Here is a 12,290-nt window from a genome sequence, read left to right as displayed (position 1 = left end):
TTTCCGACATCCCGGCCCGGGCCTTATTCCAGCCCGAAAACATGGGCCAGAAAGCCCGCCGCCAGCTCCAGCCCGTCGCGGTCAATTCCGTGCTCCAGCCCGGCGCAGGTCATGGTGTTAACGTCGATCCCGGCATCTTCCAGCACGCGGGAGGCCATGCCCATCGCCGCAATCGGCACAATCTGGTCCGCATCGCCATGGATCAGCAGCACCGGCGGCTCCGACACCAGTTCCGTCTCCAGACTGTCAGCCCCGATCAACGCGCCGGAAAACCCGACCACAGCCGCCACCGACGGCTGGGTCCGCAGGGCGACGTGCAGGGCCATCATGGTGCCCTGCGAAAAGCCGACCAGAGCCACCCGGTCACGGCCAATGCCATGGGTTGCCGCCACGCTGTCGATAAAGGCCGACAGGTCCGGGGTCGCAGCGCGGGTGCCGTCCAGCATCTGGGCATAGGCCGGGGCCAGCGTCGCCGGATTACGGCGCAGCATTTCCGGGTCATACTGCGACAGGCTGAACCACTGGCGCCCGAACGGCCCCATTTCGCACGGCTGGGGGGCATCGGGGGAATAGAACGCGGTCCCCGGCAGGGCATCCACCAGCATCGGGGCCAGATCGATCAGGTCATTTCCGTCAGCACCGTAACCATGCAGAAAGATCACGGCCTGCTGCACGGCCTGCCCGGCGGCGGGAAGAACGGAAGGTCCGGAAAGAGCCATCGCGGCCTCACTCCTAAAAAAGATCCAAAGATGGGATGGGGAAAAGAACAGGGTGCAGCATAGGCGGCGGCCGCCCGCTGTCCAGTTCAAAACCATTAAAAGAAAGCGGCAGGACGGAAGGGCGGCGGTCAGTCCGCCGACAGGCCCAGACCGTCCACCACGGTGCCCCCGGTCAGGGTCAGCAGTTCCTCCCAGCTCAGGCCGAACACACAATGGGTGTGTCCCGCCGCCGCATACAGGCGGTCAAATCGCTGGAGAGAGGCATCAATCAGCACCGGCAGGGCCTGCACATGGCCGACCGGGGCGACGCCGCCGATGGCAAAGCCGGTGACATCCCGCACCAGCCGCGCCGGGGCCCGTTCCGCCTGAGCGGCACTGCCAAGGGCACGCGGCAGCGCATCAGTGCAGCAGCGGCGGTCCCCCGCCACCAGAGCCATCACCGGGGCACCCTCAACGGTAAACATCAGGGATTTAACGATGCTGCCCAGCACGGTGTTCAGCGCGGCGGCGGCATCTTCCGCCGTGCGGGCGGTGTCAGACAGCACCCGAACCCGCTCCGTCATTCCGGCCTGTGCCAGCACCGCGATCACCCGCTGCACACTGGCAGAGGCCAGAATGGTGTCTTCCGTCATCGCACGTCCTTCCTGCTGTCTGGGGAGCCGCTTCGGGCCTTACAGAGGCAACATGCCAGCCGGAGCATTGGCGATCAACAGATCTCCCAGCAGCCGGAAATCGCGGCCCCGCGGGCTGGCCCGCCGCCACACCAGTGCAATGGTGCGGGCTGGCACCGCGCCATCCAGCGGGCGGATCACCACCGGGGCACCGTCGCTGATCTCCACCGGCAGGGCCGAGCGCGGCAGCAGGGTCACGCCCAGCCCATTGGCCACCATCTGCACCAGCGTGCGGACGCTGGTGGCCTGAAAGGCTTCGTTCTCCCGTGGGCCACGCAGCCCGCAGGCCTGAAGGGCATGATCGCGCAGGCAGTGGCCGTCTTCCAGCATCAGCAGATCAACCCCCAGCAGATCGCGGTCATACAGGCGCGGCTGATCCGCCAGCGGGTGCCCCTGCGGCAGCAGCGCCACCACATCTTCCCGCCACAGCGGATGCACCACCAGATCCCCGGTTTCATACGGCAGGGCCAGCAGACCGGCATCCACCCGCCCGGCATCGAGATCCGACAGCAGGCGGGCCGACTGTTCTTCCCGCAGGAACAGGCGCAGATCCGGATAGGCGCGGCGGGCGGCAGGCATCACCCCCGGCAGCACATAGGGGCCGATGGTCGGGATCACCCCCAGCCGCAGATCCCCGGCCAGCGGGTCCGCCCCGGCGCGGGCAGCATCAGACAGGGCCTCGGCATCGGTCAGCAATTTGCGGGCCCGCTGGATAATATCGTCCCCCAGCGGGGTGATCACCACCTTGCGGCGGGACTGTCGCTCAATCAGCGTCACCCCCAGCAGGTCTTCCAGATCCTGAATGCCTGCCGACAGGGTGGACTGGGTCACGAAACACTTTTCGGCGGCCTTGCCGAAATGCAGGGTCTCAGCGACGGTCACGAGGTAGCGCAGTTGCCGCAGGGTAGGAAGCGGACGCATCAGGGTCTCCACATCTTCGCCCCCGCCTCAGCGGAAACCGCTCAGGCGGGGGTACACAAAAACAGACAGCATAAGTACGCACACAGGCCGGATTTCGGTGATCAGCCGTGTCCGGCGGCGGCCTTCAGCACCGCCAGATCCGCATCGTCCATGGTCCGGTTGCGGTCCCGCCAGTCCGCCCCGATCTCCACCGCCCGCTGTGCCGCCGGACGGGCGGCGATGGTGGCATACCAGCGCTGCACGTCGGGGAATTCCTCCAGCGCGATACCTTGCCAGTCGTGACGGCGGATCCACGGCCAGATCGCCATATCAGCGATGGAGTAGTCTCCGGCAACGAATTCCCGCCCGGTCAGACGGGTATTCAGCACCCCGTACAGACGGCGGGTTTCCGCAGTATACCGGGCAATCGCATAGGGAACCGGCTCCGGGGCCGCCCGGTTGAAATGGTGGGTCTGTCCGGCCATCGGCCCCAGACCGCCGTGCTGCCAGAACAGCCACTGATCAATCTGCGCCTGATCCCGCACGGTCTGCCCATAGAACCGGCCATGGCTGAGGGCGAGATATTTCAGAATGGCACCGGATTCAAACACCGACAGGGCCGGGCCGCCATCGGCCGGAGCCTGATCGATGATCACCGGCATCCGGTTGTTCGGGCTGACCGCCAGAAATTCCGGCCGGAACTGGTCATCCTGCCCGATGTTGACCGGATGGATCTGGTAGGGAATCCCCAGCTCCTCAAGCATCAGGGCGACTTTCCAGCCATTCGGGGTCGGCCAGTAAAACAGGTCAATCATGGGGAGCCTTTACGTCTGTTACGGGCCACAGGGGCCCCGGTACCGCACGGCTGTCAGCCCCCGCCTTTTCAGCTAGGGTCTTACGACGCCGGAGACAAGACACGAATCCGCTTCTTTTTTACGGATTTTACCGCCGGAACGCCGCCTCCGGCTCAGCCGGGCGGCAGACGGTCAGCCTGATCGGCATCGATCACCGTCTTGCCGATCGGGGCAAGGGAGATCACCGCCAGCTTCAGATGTGCCCACGCCAGCGGCAGGCCGATAATGGTGACGGCGCAGGCAATGGCGGAGCCGAGATGCCCCAGCGCCAGCCACCAGCCCGCCACCAGAAACCACAGAATGTTGCCCACCGTGCCCATCGGGCCGGTGCCAAGATCCTGCTGCCCGGAGAGGCGGGAGCGGTCAACCGCCGTCCGGCCGAAGGGCCACAGCGCATACACCCCGATGGTGAAGGCGGACCGCGCCCACGGAATACCGATGATGCTGATCACCATCAGCACCCCGGCCACCATCCAGCCCAGAAACATCACGATCCCGCCGAACACCAGCCAGATCAGGTTAAGGATCAGGGAAATCATCGCATTCTCCCATCAAAGTGAAGATTAACATAGCCTAGCCTCCTGAACGGGGACTGAATAGCCCGCACCTGCGGAAACCCGGCCTTTGCCTGCACGGACGGAGGCGATAGGCTACCCCGGTGAAGAAGGACAGCCCGGCTGTCAGACCTCCCCCCTTCTTTCAACAACCGGCGGATTTCAGGTGATGTATCAGACCATGGCGGCGGCAGGCGGACCGGTGTTCCTGCTGGTTCTGCTGGGATATGTGCTGGCATGGCGGAACATCATGGACCTGTCCGCCCAGCGGGCCCTGAACCGGCTGGCGATGTGGGTGCTGATGCCGGGATCCCTGATGTATCTGCTGTCGCATGAACGGCTGGCGGAAATTTTCGACCCCGCCCTGTGGGGGGCCTTTTATGGGGCCATCGCCATTGTCGCCGTGGTAGCGGTGGCGGTTCTCCGGCTGGCATTCCGCTGTAGCCTGCCGGAAACCGCCGTGCTGATGATGGCCAGCACCTTTTCCAACCTTGTGCTGCTGGGGTTTCCGATTGTCGAAGGGGCCTACGGGCGGCCCGGGCTGACCATCCTGCTGATCGTGGTATCAATCCATGCCGCGGTTCTGGTGACCCTGACCGTGCTGATGGCCGAATGGGGCCTGAGCGGTGGCGGTGGCTGGAAGGCCCTGCGAAAGACCCTCTCCGGCGTGGTGCGCAACCCGGTGCTGATCGGCATTGCCGCCGGGGTTGCCCTGTCGCTGACCGGGCTCCGGCTGCCTGCCGTGCTTGATCAGGCGCTGGAACGGATGCAGGGGGCAGTGACGCCGCTGTCACTGCTGCTGGTCGGCTCCGGCCTGTACGGGGTGAAACTGCGGGGGGATCTGCGGGTCAGCCTGTTTCTGGCCGGGGCCAAGACCCTGCTGCTGCCGCTGCTGGTGTTCCTGCTTGGCCGCTTTGTGTTCGGACTCCCCCCGTTCACCGTCACGGTCTGCACGGTGATCGCCTGCATGCCGACCGGGGCCAACACCACCCTGATGGCGGGAACCTACCGGCTGGGGGAAAACCGTGTTGCCTCCTCCATCCTGATCGGCACCGCCATCAGCCTGCTGGTGGCCCCGGTTCTGATTGCCGTGCTGGCTTGATTTCGCGAAACCCCGGCCCAGATGAAGGGGACAGACCGGCGCACCGCCGGATGTCCACCTTCAGTCATGGACCAACATGTCCGATCCTGCCTCCGCGTCTCCGCATCCGTCGTCCCGCCCCTCCGCCTCCGCCGTTCTGGAGCGCCTTGCCGATGTGCCGGAAGGACACCGCATCCGCTTCGGGGACATTACCGGCGCCTTGGATGAGCGGGCCTTCGGCGTCGCCATTGTCGCCCTCGCCGCCCCCTGTCTGGTGCCGATGCCGCTGCCCGGCTTCGGCCTGCTGTTCGGCGCGCCCCTGCTGATCATCACCCTGCAACTGCTGATCGGCCTGCCCCGGCCTTGGCTGCCCCGCGCCCTGTCAGACCGGTCCCTTGATGCCGGAACCTGGCGGAAAATCATGGGGTTCGTCAGCCCGCGCCTGCACCGGATCGAAAAGATCCTGACCCCCCGCCTGCCGTGGATGTCCTCCCGCGCCGCAGAGCGGATCACCGGTTTTATCGCCGTTCTGGTGGTTGGCCTGCTGCTGCTGCCGGTCCCCTTCACCAACATCCCGCTGGGCCTGATCCTCTGCCTGATCGGACTGGGGCTGTTTGAGCGGGATGGAGTGGTGCTGCTGATCGGCTGGGGCCTGTCTCTGGTGGCCATCGGCATTGCTGCCGGGGCAGCGGTCACCGGTGGCACCGCTGTCCTCAGCATGCTGGGGTAATGTTCATTTTAGCGACACGATTTTCAAAAAAGCGCACATAACGCGCTTTTTTGAACAGTTTTCATTGACTGTTACCTTTTTCTTACAGAAATATGACAGTCACTGATTTCTGGAATGCCCCTAATGTGATCCCCGCATCCCTGCGGTCTCCTCACAGGGCGGGGCACGGGGTGTGCCATGGGTGAACTGTCGGTCCTGATCAACATTCTCGGTGCGGCGGCCCTGCTGCTGTGGGGCCTGCGCATGGTCGGCACCGGTGTCACCCGGGCCTATGGGGCCAACCTGCGCCGCTGGATCAACACCGGCATCAGCAACCGGATCCGCGCCCTGGGGGCGGGAACGGTGGTGACACTGGCCCTGCAAAGCAGCACCGCCACCTGCTTCATGGCCGCCTCTTTCGCCGGGCGGGGCCTGATGACCACCGCCACCGCGCAGGCGGTGATGCTGGGGGCGAATATCGGCACCAGCCTGATGGCCAAGCTGCTGACCTTTAACGTCGGGCCGCTGTCCGCTGTGCTGATTCTGGGCGGCGTGGTGGTGTTCCGCTCCGGCGAGGGCCGACGGCGGCATCTGGCCCGCATTGCCATCGGCCTTGGCCTGATGCTGCTGTCGCTGCACCTGCTGCACATCGCCTCGGAACCGCTGCGGACCGCGCCGCAGCTTCAGGCGGTTCTGCGCGATCTGGATGGCCTGTGGCTGGCCGGGCTGGCACTGGCCGCCCTGATTGCCCTGCTCGCCCATTCCAGCATTGCCGCCATTCTGCTGATCCTGCCTCTGGCGGCACAGGACTCGTTCAGCCTGTCGTTCGGGCTGGCGCTGGTGCTGGGGTCCAACATCGGCAGCGCCCTGTCGCCGGTGCTGGAAACCGGGCATGAGAAGCCGGTGGTGCGCCGGGTGCCGCTCGGCAACCTGATTGTCCGCCTCGCCGGGGCCGCTATCACCGTACCGTTTCTGGAGACGCTGGCCCCGCTTCTGGCGAAGATTGATGCCGACCCGGTGGCGGTGCTGGTCAACTTCCACATTCTGTTCAACATCGCCCTGTCGGTGCTGGCCCTGCCCCTGACCGGGGCCATTGCCGCCCTGACCCTGCGGCTGCGCCCGGACGAGCCGATGACCGATGATCAGCGGCGGCCGCGCCATCTGGATGAATCCGCTCTCGGCAGCCCGACCGTTGCCATCGGGGCCGCCACTCGCGAGACCCTGCGCATCGGCGATCAGATCGAGGCGATGCTGGCCCTGTCACTGGATGTACTGCGCGGCGGCACGGCCAAGCAGGCCGGAGAACTGGGCAAGATGGATGACGTCGTCGACAGCCTGCATGAGGCGGTGAAGATGTATCTGGTCCGCCTGTCTAACGAGGACATGGGCGAGGAGGAACGCCACCGCGCCAGCGAAATCATGACCTTCGCCATCAATCTGGAGCATATCGGCGACATCATCGACCGTAACCTGAAGGAACTGGCGGAAAAGAAGATCAAGCACCACCTGACCTTCTCTGATGAGGGCTTCCACGATATCGAGGCGATGTTCGCCCTGACCATGTCCAACCTGCGGGCAGCCCTGGCCGTGTTTGTGTCCGGCGACGTGGCGCTGGCCCGGCAGCTGGTGGCAGAGAAGGCGGAAATGCGCCGACTGGAACGCAGCGCCACCGAATCCCACCTCAGCCGCATCAGCAGCGGGCGGCGGGAAAGCATCGAGACCAGCGCCCTGCATCTGGACATTCTGCGGGATCTGAAGCGGATCAACGCCCACATCACCTCGGTGGCCTATCCGATTCTGGAGCAGCGCGGCGAGCTGGAACGCACCCGCCTGCGCCCGGCCGGATGATTACACCGAGGCCTATGAAGCTGGCTGCACAGCCTATATCGGCAAGCCCTTCAGCCCGGCAGCCCTGCTTGACCGCATCCACCAGCTGCTGCCCGCCGCCTGATCCTTCCGCCGTGCCGTTCTGATGACATGAAAAAGACCCGCAGCCCCCCGCTGCGGGTCTTGTCATTCGTGCATCCCGCAGATAGTATCATTTGAAATGGTATCAAATGCAACTAACTGCCCTGCCAGACGGCAGGCCGGATCAACCGGCCGCCGGGCAGGCTCCCAACAGGAAACGACGCTGAAGGACGCGCACCCATGCTGCAAACCTACTCGTATCCCGAATTCCCTTACGTTCAGCCGCCGGAACAGGCCTCCGGGCAGCTGGTCCGCAAGACGGCGGTGGTGGTCGGGGCCGGGCCGATCGGCCTGACCACGGCGCTGGATTTCGCCAGCCGGGGCATCCCGGTGGTGGTGCTGGATGATAATAACACTGTTTCCATCGGATCCCGGGCCGTGTGCTATGCCAAGCGCCCGCTGGAAGTCTGGGACCGTCTGGGTTGTGCCGACCGCATGGTCGATAAGGGCGTCAGCTGGAAGATCGGTAAGGTGTTCCGCGATGAGGAACAGGTCTATCAGTTCGATCTGCTGCCGGAAGCCGACCATAAATACCCCGCCTTCATCAATCTTCAGCAGTACTATCTGGAAGAATACCTGCTGGACCGGGCGAAGGATTTCGGCGACCTGATCGACATCCGCTGGAAGAACAAGGTCGTCAGCCTGAAGAACAACGCCGACCACGTCCGCCTGTCGATCGAAACCCCCGATGGCATCTATGACATGGAAGCCGACTGGATGGTCGCCTGTGACGGGGCTAAATCGGATATCCGGTCGATGATCGGGGCGGAGTTCACCGGCCAGTTCTTTCAGGACCGCTTCCTGATTGCCGATGTGGTGATGAAGGCGGACTTTCCGGCGGAACGCTGGTTCTGGTTCAACCCGCCGTTCCACCGCAACCAGTCGGTGCTGCTGCATATGGAGGCCGACAACGTCTGGCGCATCGACTTCCAGCTGGGCTGGGACTGTGACCCGGACGAGGAAAAGAAGCCGGAAAAGGTGATCCCGCGCCTGAAGGCGATGCTGGGCGAGGATGCCGAGTTCGAGCTGGAATGGGTCAGCGTCTATCAGTTCGCCTGTCGCCGGATGAAGTCGTTCCGCTTTGGCCGCCTGTTCTTTGCCGGGGACGCCGCCCATCAGGTCAGCCCGTTCGGGGCGCGCGGGGCCAACACCGGGGTGCAGGATTCCGATAACCTCGGCTGGAAGCTGAAGCTGGTGATTGACGGTCTGGCGCCGGACAGCCTGCTGGACAGCTACAATGCCGAGCGGATCTATGCCGCCGACGATAACCTGAAGAACTCCACCCGCTCCACCGACTTCATCTCGCCGAAGAGCCCGGTGTCGAAGGCGTTCCGGGATGCGGTGCTGGATCTGGCCAACCGCCATTCCTTCGCCCGGCCACTGGTCAATTCCGGCCGCCTGTCCAGCCCGACCCCCTATGCGGTGTCGCCGCTGAACACCCCGGACAGCGACAGCTTTGCCGGAAAGATGCTGCCCGGCACCAACTGTGCCGATGCCCCGGTCCGGGTCAACGGGGCTGACGGCTGGCTGCTGAACCAGCTGGGCGACGGTTTCACCGCCCTGTACTTCAGCGCCGACGGATCGGTTCCGGCTGATCTGGCAGCGCTGGCCGGTGCCCCGGTGCCGGTGAAGACCATCGTCGTCGGCGGCGGGCTGGAGGATGTGAAGGGACTGGTGACCGAACGCTATGACGGCACCCCCGGCACTGTCTATCTGATCCGCCCGGATCAGCACGTTGCCGCCCGCTTCCGCCATTTCGACGCCGCCCGCTTCTCCGCCGCGCTGAATACCGCGCTTGGCAAGAACTGAGACCGAGGACCAGACCATGTCCCTGATCCTGACCCCAAATATTCCGACCCCCGATGATTTTTACGAAAAGCTGATCGAGACCCATCGCGGCCTGACCGATGAACAGAGCCGGGATGTGAACTGTAAGCTGGTGCTGCTGCTGGCCAACCACATCGGCGACCTGCCGGTGCTGGAACAGGCGCTGGCGGTGGCCCGGGACGGGTATGAGTAATCCCGCCGCTGCGGGTTTCATAGCGGATCCATGGTCCGGGCCGGGAGGACACCCCTCCCGGCCCGGACCGTTTCCAGACAGACGGTACCAGACACCCCCCACCGGAGCCCCCGGAACAAAGCTCATCTATCACTTCAGAATGATTTCTTAACCCTTTTGCAAACCACTTTTGGCAGTGTGGCATTCCGGCGGAGAGACAGTAAAGTTCGGGAGCGACCATGTCCGACGATCAGCGCACCGGTGAAACGGGCACAACGGTGATTTCCCCCGTGCGGGAAGACACCGGGGGGCAACTGCCTCCGGCTCCGGTGCCGTCCGGCCCTGCCCCGTCGGCACCCCCCCCACCCCGGCCCCGTCCGGCCCTGTGGGTCGGCAACGTCCTCAGCCTTGTCTGGATCGGGCTGATTACCGCCTATGGAGTGACCGGGCCGGGGCTGGACAGCCTTCTGGCCGGGCCACCCCTGACCGTCGCCGCCCTTGGTGCGGTTGCAACCCTGCCGCTGCTGGCGCTGTGGCTGCTGGTGATCCTCTCCGACCGCAGCAGTTCCTTCCGCGCCGAAGCCGATTATCTTAAACAGCAGATTTCGCTGCTGGTGATCCCCGATGACACCGGGGACAGCCGCTTCAGCCGCCTGTCGGAAACCCTGAAGGAGCAGACCCGCGCCCTACAGGATGCGACCCGTGACGCGGTGACGCAGGCAGAAACGGTACGGGCGATGTTGAGCCGGGAATCCGGCGAACTGGTGCGCATCACCACCGACATCAGTAAGGAAACCACCCCGGCCCTGAACCGGGTTGCCGAACAGGTGAAGGCCGTCAGCGATCTGGTCGAGCGGATCACCACCACCACCGAAACGGCGGAAACCACTCTGGCCCGCCGCCAGAGCACACTGGAAGAAACCGTCCGGCAGGCTGATGCCGCCACCGACCGTCTGGCCAACACGTTTGAACGCCATAACGGCAGCCTGAACGGCCTGAACGACGAGCTCAACCGCCGCACCACGGCGCTGGAAGGGCTGATCCACCGCCACGATGCCGCCCTGACTTCCACCCGCAGCACCACCGAAGCCTTCGAACGCACCGCGCAGGCTCTGATCACCGGGGCCGATGCCGCTGCCGCCACTGTCGCCCGCCATGCCGAAACCATTCAGACCACGCTGGACGGCCTGACCGGACAGGCCACCGCCTTCGGCAGCCTGACCGCGGACCTGAAGGACCAGCTCGGCGGTTTCAACGACATGCTGCAAAAGCAGGCGGACTCTCTGGAAGACCGCCACACCCGCCTGACCGAAGCCGCCCGCACCACCACGCAGGAGCTGGACGCCGCCACCGCTGCCGCGCTGGGGGACTTCAACGCCTTCCGCGATGTCGCCACCGATGCGCTGGAAGGGGCTCAGCTGGCCGCCGCCGCCATCCACGACTCCTCGCAACAGGGTGAAAGCGTCCGCCTGCTGTTGCAGCAGCAGGTGCGGTCGCTGGAGGATGCCATCCAGCGCGTCGGCGAAGAAATGCACAAGGTTTCCCAGACCTGTGGCGAAGAAGTGCAGGTGGTGGCACAGGCCACTGACCGGGCAGCAGAGCGCATCCGCCATCTGTCGGACCTGATGTCCCGCTCGGCGGTCGATGTCACCCGCACCACCGCCCGCGCCGGGGTGGAAATCGAGACCGTGACCGAAGCGGTCAAACAGGGTGCCGCCCAGATCAGCACCATCACCGCCGATATCCATACCGCCGGGGAAATCATCGCCGCCGAAGCCGATGCGGTGATCACCCACATCCGCACCGCCACCGAAGGCATGTTGCACAGCATTGATGCCCTGACCCAGACCGGACAGAACTTCTCGGCGGAGGCCGGGCACATCACCCATGCCACCCACGAAACCACCGAGGCGATCCGGGCGCTGGCCGATGACCTGCGGACCGAGGCCGACCAGTTCGGCATGGTCACCGGCCATGCCATCGAGCGGGCCGACAGCCTGCGCCTGACCCTGAACGCGGTGATGACCGACTTTGAACAGGCGGTTGAATCCGGCACCCAACGGGTGGAACAGTCCGGCATGATCCTGCACGAGGGCATGGACCGCTTCGGCACCTCCGCCCGCGCCACCATGGAAACCCTGACCGGGGCCGGGGGAGCCCTGCGGGCGCAGGTGGATAGCCTGAACCTGCTGACCGAGGACACCGAGGACAAACTGTCCCGCCTGAATGCGGCCATGCAGGACAGCGAAAACGCCATCGCGCAGGCCGGGGCCCGCACTGCCGAACTGGTGATCCGCGCCGGAACCGAGTTCAATCACCACACCGAAGCCCTGATGGCCGGGGTGCAGGCCGCCGAGGAACAGGTCAAGGCGATGGAAAGCACACGGGTTGATGTCAACCTTCAGCATTTCATCAGCGAGACGTCCTATGTAATCGACCAGCTGCATATGGCGGCGATTGACATCACCCGTCTGTTCAGCCCGTCAGCGGAAGACGACCTGTGGAAGCGGTATTATAAGGGCGAACAGAACGCCTTCCTCAGCTTTGCCGCCAAGGCGATCAACCGCACCCAGCTGGGGGCGGTGAAGAAGATGTACATGGAAAACCGCGAGTTCCGTCAGTACGTCAACCGCTACCTGAATGAATGCGAGATCTTCATGAAGGCCGCCCATACCAACGAACGCGGCGACATCCTGTCAGCCGTGTTCGCCTCCTCGGACATGGGGCGGCTGTATGCGGTTCTGGCCCGCGCCATCGGGCGGATGGAGGTCAACTGACCCCTGCCCTCCATCGGGCACGGTCAAGAAAACCACCGTTAAGAAAACGGGGCGGCCC

General features: G+C 64.8%; 11 protein-coding genes. 6 read left to right on the top strand and 5 right to left on the bottom strand.

Annotated features, from left to right (window positions below; genetic code table 11):
- Positions 1–23: 23 nt before the first annotated feature.
- The 5 genes from FHS48_RS09620 to FHS48_RS09600 all read right to left on the bottom strand — a co-directional run bounded on the left by FHS48_RS09620 (position 24) and on the right by FHS48_RS09600 (position 3,683).
- The gene (locus FHS48_RS09620) at positions 24–719 is read right to left on the bottom strand and encodes an alpha/beta hydrolase (protein WP_184263354.1); all 696 of its coding nucleotides are present in this window, start codon (positions 717–719) and stop codon (positions 24–26) included.
- Positions 720–847: 128 nt separating this feature from the next.
- Positions 848–1,351, bottom strand: a complete 504-nt coding sequence (locus FHS48_RS09615) for a YbaK/EbsC family protein (protein WP_184263353.1) — start codon at positions 1,349–1,351, stop codon at positions 848–850.
- Positions 1,352–1,390: 39 nt separating this feature from the next.
- On the bottom strand, positions 1,391–2,311 hold the full coding sequence (locus FHS48_RS09610; RefSeq protein WP_184263352.1) for a hydrogen peroxide-inducible genes activator: 921 nt from the start codon (positions 2,309–2,311) through the stop codon (positions 1,391–1,393).
- Positions 2,312–2,412: 101 nt separating this feature from the next.
- Positions 2,413–3,105, bottom strand: a complete 693-nt coding sequence (locus tag FHS48_RS09605; protein WP_184263351.1) for a glutathione S-transferase N-terminal domain-containing protein — start codon at positions 3,103–3,105, stop codon at positions 2,413–2,415.
- Between the two features lie 152 nt (positions 3,106–3,257).
- Complete coding sequence (locus tag FHS48_RS09600; protein ID WP_184263350.1) at positions 3,258–3,683, bottom strand: YccF domain-containing protein; 426 nt, start codon at positions 3,681–3,683, stop codon at positions 3,258–3,260.
- Between the two features lie 184 nt (positions 3,684–3,867).
- On the opposite strand from FHS48_RS09600, the gene FHS48_RS09595 reads away from it, so the two are divergent.
- The 6 genes from FHS48_RS09595 (at position 3,868) to FHS48_RS09570 (ending at position 12,232) form a co-directional block, all read left to right on the top strand.
- Entirely contained in the window at positions 3,868–4,800 is a 933-nt protein-coding gene (locus tag FHS48_RS09595; protein ID WP_184263349.1) for an AEC family transporter, read from the top strand.
- 76 nt (positions 4,801–4,876) lie between these two features.
- Positions 4,877–5,509 (top strand): exopolysaccharide biosynthesis protein, encoded by a 633-nt coding sequence (locus FHS48_RS09590; protein ID WP_184263348.1) that lies wholly within the window; start codon positions 4,877–4,879, stop codon positions 5,507–5,509.
- A 177-nt stretch (positions 5,510–5,686) separates the two neighbouring features.
- Entirely contained in the window at positions 5,687–7,336 is a 1,650-nt protein-coding gene (locus tag FHS48_RS09585; protein ID WP_184263347.1) for a Na/Pi cotransporter family protein, read from the top strand.
- A gap of 300 nt (positions 7,337–7,636) precedes the next feature.
- On the top strand, positions 7,637–9,265 hold the full coding sequence (locus FHS48_RS09580) for an FAD-dependent oxidoreductase (RefSeq protein WP_184263346.1): 1,629 nt from the start codon (positions 7,637–7,639) through the stop codon (positions 9,263–9,265).
- A 16-nt stretch (positions 9,266–9,281) separates the two neighbouring features.
- Entirely contained in the window at positions 9,282–9,476 is a 195-nt protein-coding gene (locus tag FHS48_RS09575; protein ID WP_184263345.1) for a DUF2783 domain-containing protein, read from the top strand.
- A 218-nt stretch (positions 9,477–9,694) separates the two neighbouring features.
- Entirely contained in the window at positions 9,695–12,232 is a 2,538-nt protein-coding gene (locus tag FHS48_RS09570; RefSeq protein WP_184263344.1) for a phage tail tape measure protein, read from the top strand.
- The last annotated feature ends 58 nt before the right edge of the window (positions 12,233–12,290 follow it).

Origin of the sequence: Novispirillum itersonii (genome assembly GCF_014205675.1) — a bacterium.
In the GTDB taxonomy this organism is placed as follows: domain Bacteria; phylum Pseudomonadota; class Alphaproteobacteria; order Rhodospirillales; family Rhodospirillaceae; genus Novispirillum; species Novispirillum itersonii_A.
Note: the sequence above shows the minus strand (reverse complement) of the source record. Positions and strands in the feature narration are given on the sequence as shown.